At 37.5% G+C, this 17547-nt stretch carries 16 protein-coding genes and 1 pseudogene; 15 read left to right on the top strand and 2 right to left on the bottom strand.

Features of this window, described 5'->3' with window-relative positions; translation table 11 throughout:
- Positions 1-92 precede the first annotated feature (92 nt).
- The 4 genes and pseudogenes from JOC48_RS03525 to JOC48_RS03505 form a co-directional block, all read left to right on the top strand.
- Positions 93-296, top strand: a pseudogene (locus JOC48_RS03525) (flagellin N-terminal helical domain-containing protein); the annotation flags it as partial.
- Positions 297-582: 286 nt separating this feature from the next.
- The gene (locus JOC48_RS21465; protein ID WP_275580697.1) at positions 583-1641 is read left to right on the top strand and encodes a flagellin N-terminal helical domain-containing protein; all 1059 of its coding nucleotides are present in this window, start codon (positions 583-585) and stop codon (positions 1639-1641) included.
- A 323-nt stretch (positions 1642-1964) separates the two neighbouring features.
- On the top strand, positions 1965-2099 hold the full coding sequence (locus JOC48_RS03510) for a flagellin (RefSeq protein ID WP_420829206.1): 135 nt from the start codon (positions 1965-1967) through the stop codon (positions 2097-2099).
- Positions 2100-2145: 46 nt separating this feature from the next.
- Positions 2146-2304 (top strand): hypothetical protein, encoded by a 159-nt coding sequence (locus JOC48_RS03505; protein ID WP_204497679.1) that lies wholly within the window; start codon positions 2146-2148, stop codon positions 2302-2304.
- Positions 2305-2538: 234 nt separating this feature from the next.
- Here JOC48_RS03505 and JOC48_RS03500 read toward each other — a convergent pair whose 3' ends face one another.
- Positions 2539-3477 carry an endonuclease gene (locus JOC48_RS03500; RefSeq protein ID WP_204497678.1) on the bottom strand — a complete coding sequence of 313 codons (939 nt, stop codon included), beginning with the start codon at positions 3475-3477 and terminating at the stop codon, positions 2539-2541.
- 213 nt (positions 3478-3690) lie between these two features.
- Between JOC48_RS03500 and flaG the strand changes: the two genes are divergently transcribed.
- The 8 genes from flaG (at position 3691) to yfkAB (ending at position 10633) form a co-directional block, all read left to right on the top strand.
- The gene (gene flaG / locus JOC48_RS03495; RefSeq protein WP_204497677.1) at positions 3691-4068 is read left to right on the top strand and encodes a flagellar protein FlaG; all 378 of its coding nucleotides are present in this window, start codon (positions 3691-3693) and stop codon (positions 4066-4068) included.
- 17 nt (positions 4069-4085) lie between these two features.
- Positions 4086-5687, top strand: a complete 1602-nt coding sequence (locus tag JOC48_RS03490) for a flagellar hook-associated protein 2 (protein WP_204497676.1) — start codon at positions 4086-4088, stop codon at positions 5685-5687.
- Positions 5688-5910: 223 nt separating this feature from the next.
- Positions 5911-7188, top strand: coding sequence for an MFS transporter (locus JOC48_RS03485; RefSeq protein WP_420829205.1), 1278 nt, complete (start codon positions 5911-5913; stop codon positions 7186-7188).
- Positions 7189-7331: 143 nt separating this feature from the next.
- The gene (gene fliS, locus JOC48_RS03480; RefSeq protein ID WP_204497675.1) at positions 7332-7730 is read left to right on the top strand and encodes a flagellar export chaperone FliS; all 399 of its coding nucleotides are present in this window, start codon (positions 7332-7334) and stop codon (positions 7728-7730) included.
- Positions 7730-8083, top strand: a complete 354-nt coding sequence (gene fliT, locus JOC48_RS03475; protein WP_204497674.1) for a flagellar protein FliT — start codon at positions 7730-7732, stop codon at positions 8081-8083. Before fliS ends, fliT begins: the two co-directional genes overlap by 1 nt.
- Positions 8084-8092: 9 nt before the next feature.
- Positions 8093-8476 (top strand): DUF8042 domain-containing protein, encoded by a 384-nt coding sequence (locus tag JOC48_RS03470; protein ID WP_204497673.1) that lies wholly within the window; start codon positions 8093-8095, stop codon positions 8474-8476.
- Between the two features lie 234 nt (positions 8477-8710).
- Positions 8711-9265 (top strand): ribosome hibernation-promoting factor, HPF/YfiA family, encoded by a 555-nt coding sequence (gene hpf, locus JOC48_RS03465; RefSeq protein WP_204497672.1) that lies wholly within the window; start codon positions 8711-8713, stop codon positions 9263-9265.
- A gap of 243 nt (positions 9266-9508) precedes the next feature.
- Complete coding sequence (gene yfkAB, locus JOC48_RS03460; RefSeq protein ID WP_204497671.1) at positions 9509-10633, top strand: radical SAM/CxCxxxxC motif protein YfkAB; 1125 nt, start codon at positions 9509-9511, stop codon at positions 10631-10633.
- 525 nt (positions 10634-11158) lie between these two features.
- Here the strand turns inward: yfkAB and JOC48_RS03455 are convergent.
- A complete protein-coding gene (locus JOC48_RS03455) occupies positions 11159-12226 on the bottom strand; it encodes a LysM peptidoglycan-binding domain-containing protein (protein ID WP_204497670.1) in 1068 nt (355 codons plus the stop codon).
- Positions 12227-12539: 313 nt separating this feature from the next.
- Here JOC48_RS03455 and JOC48_RS03450 point away from each other — a divergent pair, with 313 nt between their 5' ends.
- The 3 genes from JOC48_RS03450 (at position 12540) to JOC48_RS03440 (ending at position 17373) form a co-directional block, all read left to right on the top strand.
- Positions 12540-15275, top strand: a complete 2736-nt coding sequence (locus JOC48_RS03450; RefSeq protein WP_204497669.1) for a GTPase domain-containing protein — start codon at positions 12540-12542, stop codon at positions 15273-15275.
- A gap of 214 nt (positions 15276-15489) precedes the next feature.
- Entirely contained in the window at positions 15490-16359 is an 870-nt protein-coding gene (locus JOC48_RS03445; RefSeq protein WP_204497668.1) for a mechanosensitive ion channel family protein, read from the top strand.
- Between the two features lie 63 nt (positions 16360-16422).
- Positions 16423-17373, top strand: coding sequence for a DMT family transporter (locus JOC48_RS03440; protein ID WP_239584171.1), 951 nt, complete (start codon positions 16423-16425; stop codon positions 17371-17373).
- Positions 17374-17547: the final 174 nt, after the last annotated feature.

Raw genomic sequence — 17547 nt, 5'->3', positions numbered from 1 at the left:
AAGCTAAATGGTACTATCGGCGGCCGACTTTAGTACGTTAGTGATAACCACAAGGATGTGGGCAATTTATATAATCAGGGAGGAATTTTTAAATGAGAATTAATCACAACATTGCAGCACTTAACACATATCGTCAGTTAGGCGCAGCAAACAATGCACAAAGTAATTCAATGGAGAAATTATCTTCAGGTCTTCGTATTAATAAGGCTGGAGATGATGCAGCGGGTCTTGCAATCTCTGAAAAAATGCGTGGACAAATTCGTGGTTTGGATCAGGCGCAAAGTAACGCCCAAGACGGTAAACTAGAAATGCCGCTCTAAGCAGTAATGTTTAGATGAAAACTCCGTGAATTCGGTAGAACCCCAAACCAATCTCAGAGATGGATGGTGGGCAATACCGAGCCAAGCCTAATGAATTGGCGAAAAGTAATTAGGAAGGTGTAACGATCAGGTGATGAGGAGCCGTACCAATAAACCACCCACGAGCGCGGGGCATCCAAATTGGATGAAGATATGATCTGAACTTTATGGAAACGTAAAGAAGCAATGGTTAAAATCCACTGCGATAACAAAATTGATTTCTATGATTCAAACAGCTGAAGGTGCACTTAATGAAACTCACAGTATCCTACAACGTATGCGTGAACTTTCTGTTCAAGCATCAAATGATACATTAAACGACTCAGACCGTGGAGAAATACAGAAGGAAGTAAATCAATTAGTTGATGAAATAGATAGAATTGGTAATAATACTGAGTTTAATACTAAATCTCTATTAGATGGAACTCAAGGTCAGAGTGTGGCTCTAGACAATACCAATACTTCAGTATTAAAAGCTGAAGTTATGACAGATACAGAGGTTGGAACTTACGATTTAACTACTGCTTCCACTTCTATAGAAGCTGATAATGTTTCTGGTAACGGAACAGGTCTAACTGCTGCTGCTATAGATTTAACTGGTGGAGCTAACTTTGATGTGAATGAATCATATCAAATTAAGGTAGAAAATGGCTCAAACTCAGATAAAAAAGTTACACTAATGAAAAGTGACGGTTCTGTTATTGATACACTAGACGATCAAGCTGTTGGTTCTGACTTTGTTTTGGACAGTGGAAATGGAAACGAAATTACTATTTCAGGTGGAGCTATTACCGGTAACGGTACTACAGTATTCGAATCGGGAGTAAAGTCAACTTATTCTTTAACTAATAATGTTACAGGTGAAGTGACTAACAAGACTGTAACTTCAACAGACGGAAAAGTTGATCTTGGAGCTTTTCAATTATCAGTAGATAATACTTTATCTGATGGTACTGATAGTGCTGCATTTACAGTTTCTGGTGAAGCTTTAAAAATGCAAATAGGAGCTAACGAAGATCAATCAATGACAATTGCTATGAGAGATATGAGAGCTCAGGCTCTTGGAGTTGAGTCCATTGATTTATCTGATCATGAAAAAGCAAATGATGCTATTACTGACATACAAAATGCTATTGAATCAGTATCTGCGGAACGTTCTAAACTGGGTGCTTATCAAAACCGTTTAGATCACACAATCAATAACTTAGGTACATCTTCTGAAAACTTAACTGCTGCGGAATCGCGTGTCCGTGACGTAGATTATGACTTAGCTGCTGCATAAGCAGGAATAGTCACAGTCGTCCTAGCTGGTAACGGCTAGAGATTATAATCGGGTGAATTGCTGGAAACTCCTAAAGTTTTTCTTACCACAACGTAGTTGGAAACGACAGGCGTGATGGTTAAAAAAAGAAAAGATTGGGCAATCAGCAGCCAAGCTCCTGTGAGGAAACTCTGGAGAAGGTTCAACGACTAGGATAAACCATCTAAGGCGAAAGCTATGATGATGAAATCCATAGGTGAAAGCAATGTAGGTTCAACATTGTGAAGCCGAAGTGCCCGACCCCTACTAGAGTGCTAGAGGGTGAAGATATAGTCTAGTCATTTATGAAAATAAATGTTCGCACGATGGCGAAAGAAATGATGAACCAAACAAAGAATTCAATTCTTGGCCAAGCAGCACAAGCAATGTTGGCTCAAGCGAATAGTGCGCCCCAAGGCATATTGCAACTACTACAATAACTATTCGCAGGGCGTCTTATCTAGTAATGGATAAGAGCATAACTAGGTGAATTGCTGGAACTTCCTAAAACTCTATCCACCACAACGTAGTTGGAAAACAGCAAGCGTGATGGTTCAAAAAGGAAAGAGATACATGGATAATCAGCAGCCAAGCTCCTGTGCAGAAATGCTGGAGAAGGTTCAACGACTAGAGAACACGGTCTAAGGTGAAAACTATGACTATGAATCTCGTAGGGTGGCAAAAGCCATTCGAAGTGCCTAGCCCCACAAATGCAATGGTTGTGGGTGAAGATATAGTCTATTCTATGATCGAAAGACATAGCGGCAAAGCAAGCCAATCAACAACCACAAGGAGTACTTCAGTTACTTCAATAAAATTATTATAAAAAAAGATCATCTGAATTTTCAGGTGATCTTTTTTTGAATTATGGAAAGCTGTTTAAAGAATAAAGCATAATAAAGTAAGTTCACTATAAGTTAATCCTGTATATTTTTTTAGTAAATAAAGTAATTGAAAGTTGGATTTAGTAATTATAATTTGATAGGGAGAAACATGAATATTTACATTCTCATTATGATTGTCAATTAATTTGAAATAGACTTTTGGATAGAAGAGATCTTGTTTATATAAATCCCAAATATGTTGAAGTTTTTCTAATTTATGATTTATTTCTTTAGTGGGACTAATTACACGAATTTCTGAAGGTAAGTAAATTGTAGTTCTTTTTTTATCTATTTGGCTAGGACTAGTATCAGCAACTTTTATTTTTAGTTTTTTACGAATCATGCAAGGCTGTATAAAAGGCTTTACTAGGTATAAAAAATAAAATATTTCAGAAGCAGAATACAAAACTAACCGATTTTGATTATCTATCGAAAATTTAATTTTATACATGTTCAGTAAAAAATCTATTAACTGTAAATTTTCTGTTTTAGTAAAGCTATCCGTTGAAAGGATAATTTTTCTTGGAACACCGTTATCTATTTTTAGTGAACCATCATCCTGATACCACCATGCTAGTGAGACTGTATTAAAGTGTACATCTAATAAATCAAAAGGTATAACTTTATTTCTATTTTTGTACCATATTTTTTCTAATAGTGTAATAACATTATGTGTTTTTGACTGTACAATATATGATTCTGAGTATCCTTGTTTTATTCTTGAATCAGTTATTCTTCTGTACTTAGGTTTGTTTAGTGGTAAATAATATTTGAGTTCATTATAACAATGAATTGTCCAATCTAAATCAGTAATAGTGTGGCTGAATTGAAATCTTGGTTTTCTGCTTTGTTGAACTGTTATAGATCCATCTCCGAGTAACTTTCCGATTATTTTTGAAATCATGACTGGTTGATAATTTTCAAAATAACCCATTATAATAACACCTCCTTTAATAAGAATGTATGTTCTTATTTTAAAATAAAACAAGATAAATAGCTATTATTTTACTACGATGTGAACATGTCATTTATAATTTCCAAATGCAAAGGATTACACAGAGTGAAAAAAATTGATACAATCCCCTTTAAATTCCCCTCAAACCTTCCGATATAAAAAGAAACTATATTTTGAGGAGTTGCTTTTGCCATGAACGTTGGGAAAATAATCTCTGGATCCCAACTCCTGCAAAGAGCTGAAAACATCGAGTTTCCTACATCTGCAAGAGATAGATCCATAACTGAGAACCAAGTTATGAAAATACGTGAGGAGAATCTACAAGGAAATTATTCGGAAGAACTAAATCATGAAGAGGCTAAAACATTAGTAGAAAGCTTGAATAAATTTTTAGAACCAACATATACAGACTTGAAATTTGAATTTCATGAAAAGCTGGAGAAATATTATGTAACTGTCGTAGATCCCGAATCAGAAGAAGTAATTAAAGAGATACCACCGAGAAAGCTATTAGACGTTTATGCTTCGATGGCGGAGTTAATGGGATTTATCGTGGATGAAAAGGTGTAATTGAAAGGTGTGGTGATATGGCATATAGCGTGAATACCTCAAATCGTATTTCAGGTCTCGCTTCGGGAATTGATACCGAATCTATGGTCAAGGAACTGATGACTGCTGAACGAATGCCATTAAATAAAATGCAGCAGGATAAAACATGGATGACTTGGCAACGTGATGCATATCGTGAGATGAACAAGCTATTTTTTGACCTGGATTCGAAAATATTAGATATGAAGCTGCAAAAAACATATAATTCAAAATCAACAACTTCGACACAGTCAAATGCGGTTACAGCAACAGCTACCGCTTCATCATCGAATGGAACGTATGATATCAATGTAACACAGCTTGCTTCAAAAGCAGTTAATTTTAGCCAAACGGCAATATCTGCTGACTCTGAAAATAAAGTCGATCTAAATGGTGCGTTAAAGGATCAGAATTTTGCTAATGGTGATATTACAGATGGAGACCATTCCTTTGAATTTTCGACCTTTGATAAAAATGGGAATGAAACGGTCCATACCGTTAATTTTACTGGTGATAATACCCTTAATGAAGTATTTGATATGATTTCAACAGAATCTGACGGTAAGGTTCGTGCTTTTTATGATGACGAAATGGATAAAGTGATTATAGAAAGAACAGAAACTGGTAACTTTAATCAGTCGGATACATATTTAGGAGCAGAAATTGGTTTTAACGGTCAAACTAATTCTGCATTTTTAACTGAAACCTTACAGATTAAAAATGGAGAACAAGTTGAACAAGACGATGGCACATTCGAGTGGGAAAAAGTTGAAACTGGTGGTACGAATGCAAAGTTTACGTACAATGATGGTTATGATGTAGAAACGTTTAATAATTCCTATACACTTGATGGGGTTACCTTTCAGTTTAAAGATACGACTGATGGGAACGCGACCATTTCGGTTAACAACGATGTAGATGCGTCTGTTGAAAAAATAGTCGATTTTGTTGATCAATACAACAAATTGATTGAAGAGGTTAATGGAAAATTAAGAGAAGAACGCTTTCGGGATTACAAACCATTGACAGATGAACAAAAAGATGAAATGTCAGAAAATGAAATTGAACTATGGGAAGAAAAAGCAAAAAGTGGATTACTTCGAAGTGATAATATCCTTTCGTCTGGGATGTTTGATATGAGACAAAACTGGTATGGGCAAGTAGATAATTCTAGTGAGTTTAGCCATCTTGCTGAGATTGGTATTGAAACTTCATCAAACTATCTAGACAGTGGCAAATTGATTGTAAATGAAGATGAATTACGTCAAGCGCTCCGTGAAGACCCGGAATCTGTATACAAACTTTTTTCCAATGATGAGGAAGGGGCAAGTAGAGGTATCGTTAACCGCCTAGAGGACTCGTTGGAAGCTACAATCGGTAGAATTGAAGAACGTGCTGGAAAGAGTACCCATACATTGGAGCAATATACACTAGGAAAACGATTGAGAAATTTAGATAGTCGAATCGACTCCTTTGAAGACCGTTTAGTACAAATCGAGGATCGTTACTGGCGACAATTTACACAAATGGAAAAAGCAATCCAACAGATGAATCAGCAATCCAATTACTTAATGCAACAATTTAGTGGAGGAATGTATTAAAATTTACGGTAATTACATTCAAAGGGAGCCCCTCATCATAGAGAGGCTCCTTCCCTTTTTTCCGCCGAAGGTTTCAATCATTCTTCTTGTGTATCGTAGCAGAAGTGATATAGTAGTACATAGCAATCTTCTGTTTCTTCTGAATTTTTCCGCTCTTTCCCACATATGTTCCACAATAACAAAAAAATAGTAAGTTTTGCGACAACGAGATGGTGGTGTAATGATGACGAAAAAAGCTTTTTTTGAAAGGGTTTACTATGGCTGGGTGATTGTTTTTATCGCAGCATTAGGTGCCTTCTTCTCAGGACCTGGGCAAACCTATTCTAATTCTGCGTTTGTTGATGAATACATAAGGGATTTTGGCTGGTCACGGTCAGAAGTTTCTGGGCTATATTCGATCGCTACGTTAATTGCTGGATTTACAATGATGCTCGTTGGTCGGTTTATCGATCGATTTGGTCAGCGCTTGATGATGATTGTGGTAGGATCTTTATTGGCAGCAGCATGTTTTTATAACAGTATTATCACGTCGATGTGGATGTTTGTTGTTGGTATTTTTCTCATTCGTTTATTAGGGCAAGGAAGTATGATGCTAATTCCAAATACGTTGGTTGCTCAATGGTTTGTTAAAAAGAGAGGAAGAGCATTTAGCTTCATGTCGTTAGGGGGGTTCGCTAGTGCAACAACATTCCCGATTATCAATACGTGGTTGATTCAAACATGGGATTGGCAGTTTGCCTGGAGATTTTGGGGGATTATGCTACTGGTGCTTTTTGTGCCCATTGCTTTTTTTGGTGTGCGAAATCGACCAGAAGATGTTGGACTAGTTCCTGATGGTAACGTTGATACGAAGACGAAGGATTCAGATGAAAAGAAAGATGACTTTAAGCCTGAGGCGGAAGTGAATTGGCAATTAAATGAAGCCATAAAAACAAGAGCGTTTTGGATGATCTTAATCTGTGTTGGGATTCCTGCCATGATTAATACTGGTATTACGTTTCACATTATATCCATTTTTGGTACCAATGAGCTTTCCCCTGAAGTTGCAGCCATGGTGTTAAGCTTAATGGCGGTGATTGGTATCCCGATGTCGCTTGTATCTGGGTTTATTACGGAAAAAGTAAAAACAAAATATTTAATGCTTTTCGTTTTTGTTCTTGAAAGTACGATCCTTCTATTATTACTCGTGATGACCAATGTTTTCATGGCAATCCTAGTTGGTGTCCTATGGGGAATGTCTAATGGATTTGGTCGGATTGCATTTAGCGTGATTTGGCCTGACTATTTTGGTCGCAGATATATCGGAAGTATTACAGGGGTAGCAGCAACAATGGGGGTTATGTCCTCTGCATTTGGTCCGCTTCCGTTTGGTATAGGTTTTGATATTTTCCATAGCTATACGCCGGTATTGTTAATCTCGTTAATTTTTCCAGTGATTGGCATTGTTTGTTCTTTATTGGCTACAAAGCCGGTCAGGGAGACAGTGAAAGAGAATGCTTAATGGAAGGAATAGACTGTTAGATTGGTAATTTTATAGAAAATCAATCGAATCCCTACATTTTTTGTCGTATGTGCCGATATAATAATTAGCAAACAGAACAATAACTTTCCATCATAGATAAAAAATAGGGGAGTGTACAATTCATGTCTTATCAACAGTACCAAGCTTATAAAAATAATGCAGTAACTACTGCGTCACCAGGTGAACTAACATTAATGCTTTATAACGGATGTCTTAAATTTATTAAACTAGCAAAGCAAGGGATGGAGCAGCAGGATTACGAGCTGAAAAACACTAATATCCAGAAAGCTCAACATATTATTCAGGAGCTAATGGTGACACTGGATCAGGATGCGCCGATTGCCAAGGATGTTATGCCTCTTTATGATTATATCAACCGCAGATTACTGGAGGCGAATGTTCAAAACGATCCATCAATACTTGAGGAAGCGAATAACCTGGTGATGGAGTTTCGTGATACATGGAAGGAAGTTATGAAACGGAATCGTCAGCAGCAATACGGGCAAGGAGCTCAAATTTAATGAATCGAATGGAACAAGTCTATGAAACAACAATGGAGCTCCATCAGCTTTTAGACGGAGAAAAAATCAAAGAAAACAGAGATGGAACGATTGATTCAATCAACAAGCTTCTTGGGAAACGTAGTGACTTGCTGAAAGGGATTGAACCCCCTTATACCGACCAAGAAAAGGAAGTTGGCCAACAAGTGGTTCAGTTGGATCGAGTTATCCAATCGAAAATGGGCATGTTGTTTCAAACGATTAAAAGTGAAATAAAAACAGTAAAAAAACAAAAACAATCGAATCAAAAGTATAAGAATCCATATCAAAATCTATCTAATTTTGACGGAATGTTTTTAGATTCAAAGAAATAGGGTGATGATTTGCCGGAATTAACAGAAACACAACATCTAATGCTAAGGGAATACGCTGAGTTGTTGCCAACGATGAGTGAGGGATTTGAGTACATTGAAGCGAACCTAACAGATGATACTCCTCCTCAGGTACTGAATGTTTATCAAGATTTATTAAAGGCGTTTGAACAATTGGATGCTTGTCATCAACAAATGACAGAGATATTTTCAGATCAAGCATTCGTTCAATCTTTGACAGAAGATTTTAATAACATTATTCATCTATTATTCGGTTGGCATACGACAACAACCAATGTAGAGAAAAAAGAATTATTAAATCATCAGGTTATCCCAGCATTTGAAGATTGGAGAACGAAAATAAATCATTTTCTTTCCGCTCATATCGTACAATAAGTTAACCCTCTAACTAGACAAATAGTTAGAGGGTTTTTACATGTTTAATTAATACATTGGCAGGGAATAAGTATAGAAAGGTAAATAAGGTTCAACGATTCCTTTTATCCCGTCAATTCTGACAAAAATGTGTCAAATTAACTCGGAAGAAATCAAAAAAATATTTGTTTAAGCAGGAATTGTACAGGGTATTCTAGAATATTAAATACAAAGGATGAAAGGAGGACACTTTATATGAATTACAACATCCGTGGTGAAAATGTTGAGGTGACCAATGCAATTAAGGAATATGTGGAAAAGAAAATTGGTAAACTGGAACGATATTTCGATACGCCCCCAACATCCGATGTCAACGTAAACATAAGTGTCTATAATGACGAACAGCAAATTGAGGTAACCATTCCGATGACAGATTTATTACTTCGAGGAGAGGAACGACATTTAGATTTATATGCTGCCATCGACCTTGTCGTTGATAAGCTAGAGCGTCAGATCCGAAAGTATAAAACGAAGGTGAATCGCAAATTCCGTCACAAAGGTTCTCCAAAGCATATTTTTGCTGAGATGGAAAGAGAAGCACTTGCAGTGAAGGAAGCACAAGCCGAAGATGAGTTAGAAATTGTTCGTACGAAGCGATTTGACTTAAAACCAATGGATTCGGAGGAAGCCATTTTACAAATGGATCTGCTGGGTCATTCATTCTATGTATTTACGAACGCCATAACAGGTAATACAAACGTTGTATACCGACGCCGTGATGGACGTTATGGTTTAATAGAACCTAGTTAAATAGATTTATACATGAAAGATAAGGTGATTCCGTCATGGGATCACCTTTTTTGGTGGGGGATGATAAAGTTGGAGACATCTTTTAATAAGTATGTTCAAGTGGTTTTCCGCAAACAGGCATTTTGTGGAATAAGTTTAGTGAAAACCGTGATAGAATAATGTGAAATTTCATATGTTAGTATTGAAGTTATATTATTCTTTCACACTAGATCGATATATTCATACCGAAAGGAAGTTTCATAGATGGATACAAAAAATGAATTTTTTCATGACCTTTCCTCAAATGATCCATGGGAAGCGTATATGGATGTGGAAGAAAACGGGAAGATGGTCTTATCAAGTATCGAATTTACAACGACAACACTTTGTAACATGCGGTGTAATCACTGTGCTGTCGGTTACACCTTACAAAACCGAGATCCAGAGTCTCTACCAATGGACCTCATTCTTAAACGACTGGATGAAATTCCGAATTTGCGGACCCTAAGCATCACGGGCGGGGAGCCTATGATGTCCAAGAAGTCAATAAGAAACCATGTCCTACCTCTACTTGAATACGCTCATTACCGAGGAATTAAAACGCAAGTTAATTCCAATATAACCCTTCCATATGATAGGTATAAACCGATTGTTCCTTATCTAGATGTACTACATATTTCACATAATTGGGGGACGGTAGAAGAGTTTGTAGAGACAGGGTTTGCTCAAATGGAGAGAAAACCAACAGTAGAACATAGAAAAGATTATTTTAAGCAGATGGTTAAAAATGCTAAACAACTCTCAAGAGAAGGGGTGATGGTGTCAGCAGAAACGATGTTAAATCAGCGTACTTTTCCTTATTTAGAGCAAATTCATGATCATATTATGGAAATGGGCTGTACTCGTCACGAGATTCACCCGATGTATCCTGTGGATTTCGCTACCAACCTTGCAACGCTTAACCTAGAAGACATTCGTTTAGCTATTAGACGTCTACTTGATCATCGCAGCGAACAAATATGGATGCTTTTTGGAACCTTGCCTTTTTATCCGTGTAATTCTTCTAAGGAAGATTTGGAATTACTTCAACGTCTTTACAATGATAAAAATGTTACCGTAAGAAACGATCCAGATGGACGCTCTCGCCTGAATGTTAATATTTTTACAGGTGAAGTCACAGTTACTGACTTTGGTGATGTCCCTCCATTAGGCAACATTCAAAATACGCCTTTACAGGAATCTTATTCGCGGTGGATGGAGACAAAAATAGCTAAAGAATTAAATTGCCATTGTCCAGCAGTTAAATGCTTAGGTCCAAACATTTTAGTTAAAAATACATATTATCAAAATGTGAATTTTCAACAAAGACAAGCGAATATTAGTAGATAGAAAACGGAATACCTAGTAAATAATGTTATACCAGTTTGTAGGGGTCCTTTAATAGAGTTATTTTTCAAAAATAACTTATTCAGAAAACGAGGTGCTTTTTAAAAAGAGTATTTGGTTGTAGAAAGTTACTAGCTGTTCATATTGACTGGAAAAGTGACATAAGGAGGAGAAAAGACAAAAAATTAAGTGCCGGCTTCTTTTCCGGCACTCATCAGGAGAGGAAAGACACTTCATCCTAGTTACCAAACTTTATTTTCCATTTCGTTTTATTGTTGCGATAATCCAAATTGTTTGGAAAAGTGATACAACCATAGAAATAATAGTCATAAATGCGTGGTTCCTTTTTCTTACTTTTTTATTAATAAACATTTTAGCAACACCGTCCCTTTTTATTATTAAAGTAACCATTTGATGTTATTTTATGTCGGAATGTGTGAGGCTCCATAATTGAATGGGGTTTTATTCTCATAAATAAAGAATGGCCACTAGAACGGTGGCCATTCGTTTTTCAGAGAAAAGCGAGTATTATCGAGGAATCGATAACTTTTGCCCAATCCTCAAATAAGCACGCGGATTCAAGTTGTTCACCTTGATAATCGTATCGATACTCACGTTATAATTTTGGGCAATTCTCCATAAAGTGTCACCGGACTTCACCGTATAAGGTATTGTTCCAGAAGGTACTCTTAATCGATTGCCGACTTGAAGATACGTATTTTCCAAACCGTTCCATTTGACCAGGGTATCGACGCTAATCCCATATTTTTGCGCAATTTCCCACAATGTATCTCTAGACATCACCGTATACATCGCGGGTATTCTCAATGTTTGCCCAACTTGTAAATAGCTACTTGAATGCATGTTATTGAATGTTGCGATGTCATGAATGGTTACCCCATACTTTTTAGCAATTGCCCATAAGGTTTCGCCTTTTGTCACGGTATGTTTTTGAGAAAAATCAACACTCGCCCAAGTAAACAACTTCCCGGGATCTGTTTTTCTGTTTGGGGCGTATTCTTCGTGACCTACAATATAATTTCTATCCTTTTTAATGAAAGGGTGACGGTCAAGAATATCATCCAATAATCTATTTAGGGAACGATACTGGGCTTCTGTAAACCCGATGTCAGAAAGGGAAATCGAATCATATGATTTTGCAGGTATCACGGGTAGCATCTCATCTCGCGTTCCAATGGCTAATAATTCAATCCCAATAGAATAATCATTCATGTTATTGGAATACGCTGGGAACCTCGGTAAACTTCCTTTTCCGGCATGAAAGGCAACGCGGTCTTCATTGACCATTTTATATATTTCCCCATTTCTTCCAATCATGTAATGAGTAGAAACTCCGTAGTCAAGAAAAATACGATAAACGTCATTGACATTGTAAGGATCTTGCGGATTGTTGGCAGCATTTGAGATAAAGTGAATCATTACATGGGTAATTTTTTCTGCTCGTTCTTTTGAATACGCTATTGGCAGGTGCAAATCATTCGTTTGGACACGGGCTTGAGAGCTATTAGGATTAACTATCCAGCCAAGAATGAGAACACTAACAAATAACAATTTAAAAACAGATTGCAGCTTCATAATTATATGCCCCTTAACTCCAATGGTTTTGGGGTTATTTTCATCTAGAAGAACATGGATTATGCATGGTTATTCACTGGGACAAGGGGACAGGTTCCTTGTCCCATTCTCTGGGACAAATGACCTGACCCTTTGTCCTACATGGTTATTCACTGGGACAAGGAACCTGACCCTTTGTCCCAAAATTACAAAGCTGTATTAAAAATGATAGAGAAATGAAACATTGCTGGTGAAGTATTTTTGTTACGATAAAGAGGACGAATTGTACAACTCGATATGAATTTTTAAATTTTATTCACTACGGGGGATTAAGATGACATTGGAGAAGCAACTGATTAGGAAATCCTATTATGAAATGTTTATGGAAGGTATTGAAAATGTACATCCAATCAAGGTATTGAGTGAAATGTATTTGGATGAAAAGCAGAAAGAAATGCCCGATTTATCTTATATTCGCTTCGCTCAGGGAGAGGTTTACTTTCAAAATAAAGATTTTGAAGTGGCCATATTTAAATGGGAACATATATCGAATGAGTTCAAGCCCTGGGCTCAGAAAAATATCGCAGATGCTCATTACGAACTGGATTTGCTCGCCATTGCCGAGGACTATTATAAAGCAGTGGAAACCGAATCAGACGTATTAAAAACGGAAGTGCTTCTGCAGTTATTTTCACTATACATACAGCGTGGAAATCTAGAAATGGCAGTTGATTCGATTAAGAAAGCGGTTGATTTAAACCCGGATTATCCAGATGTGACTGACATGGCGAGAGCTTTCTTTGAAGATAATCAGGATTGGGACAATGCCGTTAAGCTTGCTGTCAATGAAGCGATTCGAACCGAGTCATTATCATGGTTTGAGATTTTGGAAGCTTATGTAGATCGAGGACAGACTGCGCATTTGGCACCGAACTATTTTAGTGAGGCGCTGATGACTTTATTTCACCTTGATCAGCCGCGCTTTGAAAGTCTATCGAAAGCACTTTGGCATAGTTACAAACCCAATGATTTGTATTTCCCATGGTTGAAGGAGATTAACCATCTTCTCCTGAACATCGAGTTGGGGGACTCCCATGTATGGAAGGAGCTTTCTGTCCTATATAAAGAAACATACGTTGAATTAATTAGTGGAAAATTTTTAATAAGGGACTTGTCCCCGTTATTACCGAATCATTTAAGCAATTGGATGAAGATATCTACAGCTTCAGATGCGTTGGTTTCTTCATCAGCTGTCCTGGCTTGGGGCGAGATTTTTCCGTCCGATATGGAGGATTCCGTGTTAAGTGAGGCAGAAACGATGTTAAGTCAGTCTGCACGTTATCAAGATGGATTGGAAGATGGCTTTAGGCTTTTTGAATCGATTGTTAACTGGGCGGAAAGGGAAGGATTGTCATTGGGTGAACGATTCAAATGGATTGTTCGGGAGCTTCTGGATTTAAATCATTATCATCTGTTCATTGCAGGTTCTGTAACGAGTGGAAAAACGGCCATTATGAACACGATGCTGGATGAGATGCTTTTAGAAGACTCTAATTCAGCTGCCGTTCTGTTTAAAGATGCTGATGAAGCAGAAATGCGTGCCATTACGGATGAAGAGGTCAGAAGTATATCCGATTTTGATGATTTTAGGCAGTCTTCCAAAGATGAACAGACACTTATTCATTGCAGCATGCCGATATCATTTTTGAATAAAAACAGGCTTTCCCTGCTTGATATTCCTGGGCCTCCAGAGCAGAGTAACACTCCATATCTGCGTTTGGCTGACTGCTTGTTGTTTGTTTTGAATACTGATTCATATCTTGTCGAAAAGGAGCTTGATCAAGCTATTAAGCTAAGCGAGCAGGCACCAGAGATACCCGTTCATTTTCTTTTATTCAAAATGGATCGGATAGCGAACAGTCAAGAAACTATGGATCTAGTAGAGCAAACAACCTCCAAGATCGATGCTTATTTTCCTGATGCAAAGGTCTTTGCTTTATCCGCGTATGAAGAGAGCGAACGCCAGTTAAACGAGTTGTCTTCCATCGCTAGGTCGATAATGAAAGAGCACAGTCTGGAAGGGGAGCGTACGTCTAAAATCCTATCTTATATAAAGAAATCGATTAAGCTTCTGTTTGAAAAGCGAGTGGAAATGGAAAACTCTTTCCTTAATAAAATAAAATGGAACGAAGAGATTGTCGCTAAACTTCAGGGTGCCCATCATCAGTTGAGTGATATGGAAGAGGAAAAAGTTCAAGTCATTCAAAATTCATACAGCAAAATTAAACAGGAATGGAGAGAGGATTTGCTGACAAAAATACCGGAACTGCTTCGAAATTGTTCTGAAATGGTAAGCGAAGATTCTAATTTTGGTAGAATTCATATCGAAATTAATGATGAAATGAATAAGCGAATGACTGATTATTTGGAAGAAACAGCCCTACCTGATTTTCGTGCAGCAATCCAAGGATGGATGGCTGGTTGTGAAGCAGAGTTCAGGGACAGCCAAACATACTTTGATGAAATGAGCGAGAGTTTTAATCATTTGTATGGGGATGAAAAGTTAGCGTTGAACTGTGACTTTAAGGTACTCGATGACTGGCGCCGGGATGTCGACCGGATGACGAGGGGGAACATACAGCTGGGAAAAGTTAATATCCTGACACAATTTACTCCATCACAGTTTTTGCTAAAAAGCGCAGGAAAGCTGTTTGGTCCAATATCGAAAAATAAAGAAATGCTGCATAATAAATATAAGCAGTTTATTGAAAGAAAAGACTACAGTGAGACAGCTAAATCGGTTACCGATACATTCATGCAGCAATTTGAGTTATTCGAAAGATCGTTGGAAAGGGATATTAGTATGTTTTTCGCGTATCCATATCAAGTGCTAAATAAAACCCTAGAAGAAACCCAAAATAGGATTGAAGAAAATAAAGAATCTCTTAGCGATATGCGAAAAAATCCTGAAATCTTCCGCGATCCACTGACCCTGTTCAAATTACAACTTCGCCAATATGAGTGGATGAGGGACGGAGGGACAGGCTCCTTGTCCCAGGTTGAGGTTTAGGAAGCATACATACCTGTATTCTTGGTGTGGCTCGGTACCAGGTACTGTCTATGGACAAATGTCCACAAGCAGTATCTGGTACTATTTTTTTAGCAAAATAATATATTGTTGCCTCATTCATAGTTTATATTCGATATAGGCTCTATCAGTAATCTAATCTATTAAAATTTGGTATGATGTAAGATAGTTAAGTTGAGAATTGGGAGGAATCAATTTGAATAGCTTATTTGAGAAAGCTTCTTCCATGATAGAAGTGGATTGGGGGAAAATCCAAGACTATGGCATTTCTTTATCAATAACTATTATCATAACCTATGCCATTGTTTTTGCTATACGCTTCATCTTTCATCAAATTTTCAAAAGAACGGACATACTTAGTGATAAAAAAGAACAAACGATAGAATCTGTGATTAGAAATACATCTCATTATATCGCTTTTTTCATCATTATAATCGCCGCGATCAGGCCTTTTGTGAATATACAAGAGCTTCTATTAGCAGGTGGCGTTATTGGAATTGTCATCGGTTTTGGTGCACAAAAACTTATCCAGGATATTTTAGCAGGTGGTTTCTTTCTTTTTGAAAAACAATTTCAAAAAGGAGATTTCGTTCATGTTAATGGGGAGGTTAATGGTGGTACAGTAGAAGAGTTAGGGTTTCGTGTTGTGAAAATACGATTGTTAAATGGAAAGCTAATGATTGTGCCAAACGGAGAAGTAAGAAAGCTTGAAAATGGAAATGTTGAGAAAAGAAGAGTATTTGAGAGTGTAATCGTTAGCTTTGAGGAGAATCCATCTGTAATAAAAGATATGCTGATGGAGGTTTGTGATGAATTAAATCAACTTCAGGAAGATTATCTAAAAAAAGATAAGATAACCGGTGAATTTGTGGAAGCATATCAAGTGCACGGGCTCTCATCTTTAGATGCAAGTCCTCTAGGCTATCGTTTTTCGATTAAAGCTACGGTAATCGATGATCATTACTTACCAGCCGTTCAACAAGCCAAAGAAATACTAGCTCAAAAAATATATGATAATAAAGTGAAAATGCCAACCCAAAACATGGCGATCCAACGTTCAAAATAGGGACAAGGGGACAGGCACCTTGTCCCTATTTTATCTAGCAAGAGACTTTTAGAGACTCGGGGGATGACAGCATTGAAAGGCATATTTATTAATAAATGGTCGGTAATTGGAGTTGCCGTATTCTGTTCAGTTTTATGGGGAAGTGCATTCCCAGTACTTAAAGTGAGTTATGAGGAGTTGCAAATGGCTCCAGATGATGTGATTGCCAAGATTGTCTTTGCAGGAATGCGTTTTTTGCTTGCTGGACTATTGGTGCTTGCTTTTTTATTAGTGATCAATCCGAAAAAGATCAAGATTACCCGCAGGCAGTTGCTTGTATTGTTTGTTCTCGGTATTGTCCAGACGGCGCTACAATACTTTTTCTTTTATAACGGGTTAGCAAAAGTTTCCGGTATGCAAGGGTCTATTTTGGCTTCTAGTGAAACATTTTTTACTGTGATTCTCGCTCATTATTATTATAAAAATGATCGATTGAATTGGAAAAAGACAGTTGGAATGCTTGCAGGGTTTACTGGTATCGTTGTTGCGAACTGGGGGCAAGAGCTCCAGTTTATTTTTCGGTGGGACGGAGAAGGGTTTATGATTCTGGCTGCGATCACAAGTGCAATCGCAATGATTTTGGCAAAAGAACTTGCAGCAGGAATCCATCCATTCGCGGTAACTGGCTGGCAGTTATGTTTAGGTGCCATATTGATGCTGCTTATTGGTGTTCCACAGATGAGTGCTGGTGCTATCGTATTCACACCCTTAGGTTGGGGGTTATTAGTTTACTCTGCATTACTCTCAGCCATTGCATTTGCACTTTGGTATTCGTTATTAAAATATAATCATGCAGGAGAGATAAGCATGTACAAGTTTATCGTTCCTGTCGCAGGTACAGTATTATCTTCCATCTTTATACCAGGAGAAAACTTGAATATATTTATTTTTGTAGCAATTGCAATGGTTGCAGTTGGGATTATTGCGGTCAATTACAAAGGAAAAAATATCGCTTATGCGAAGAAGGTGCAATAAAGGGACAAGGGAAACCTTGTCTCTTTTCGTGCGACAGGAAGTCTTACCGTTTCACGCGCTTACTTAGCTGAGGGGGTCAGTAAGCGTACCCCTGTCAAGTAGACACATAAGGTTTGGGGTCATGCTGCCAATTTGTTTTTATATTGAACTGGAGCTGATCCTAAGCCTTTTTGT

This window comes from Aquibacillus albus (genome assembly GCF_016908325.1).
Taxonomy (GTDB): domain Bacteria; phylum Bacillota; class Bacilli; order Bacillales; family Amphibacillaceae; genus Aquibacillus_A; species Aquibacillus_A albus.
Note: the sequence above shows the minus strand (reverse complement) of the source record. Positions and strands in the feature narration are given on the sequence as shown.

What these genes read in the sequence shown, in the direction of transcription:
- JOC48_RS03490 (WP_204497676.1), top strand. Translation starts at nt 4,086, where the DNA reads ATGGCATATAGCGTGAATACCTCAAATCGTATTTCAGGTCTCGCTTCG.
- JOC48_RS03450 (WP_204497669.1), top strand. Translation starts at nt 12,540, where the DNA reads ATGACATTGGAGAAGCAACTGATTAGGAAATCCTATTATGAAATGTTT.
- JOC48_RS03510 (WP_420829206.1), top strand. Translation starts at nt 1,965, where the DNA reads ATGAAAATAAATGTTCGCACGATGGCGAAAGAAATGATGAACCAAACA.
- JOC48_RS21465 (WP_275580697.1), top strand. Translation starts at nt 583, where the DNA reads ATGATTCAAACAGCTGAAGGTGCACTTAATGAAACTCACAGTATCCTA.
- flaG (WP_204497677.1), top strand. Translation starts at nt 3,691, where the DNA reads ATGAACGTTGGGAAAATAATCTCTGGATCCCAACTCCTGCAAAGAGCT.
- hpf (WP_204497672.1), top strand. Translation starts at nt 8,711, where the DNA reads ATGAATTACAACATCCGTGGTGAAAATGTTGAGGTGACCAATGCAATT.
- fliS (WP_204497675.1), top strand. Translation starts at nt 7,332, where the DNA reads ATGTCTTATCAACAGTACCAAGCTTATAAAAATAATGCAGTAACTACT.
- JOC48_RS03455 (WP_204497670.1), bottom strand. Translation starts at nt 12,226, where the DNA reads ATGAAGCTGCAATCTGTTTTTAAATTGTTATTTGTTAGTGTTCTCATT.
- JOC48_RS03500 (WP_204497678.1), bottom strand. Translation starts at nt 3,477, where the DNA reads ATGGGTTATTTTGAAAATTATCAACCAGTCATGATTTCAAAAATAATC.
- yfkAB (WP_204497671.1), top strand. Translation starts at nt 9,509, where the DNA reads ATGGATACAAAAAATGAATTTTTTCATGACCTTTCCTCAAATGATCCA.
- JOC48_RS03440 (WP_239584171.1), top strand. Translation starts at nt 16,423, where the DNA reads ATGACAGCATTGAAAGGCATATTTATTAATAAATGGTCGGTAATTGGA.
- fliT (WP_204497674.1), top strand. Translation starts at nt 7,730, where the DNA reads ATGAATCGAATGGAACAAGTCTATGAAACAACAATGGAGCTCCATCAG.
- JOC48_RS03485 (WP_420829205.1), top strand. Translation starts at nt 5,911, where the DNA reads ATGACGAAAAAAGCTTTTTTTGAAAGGGTTTACTATGGCTGGGTGATT.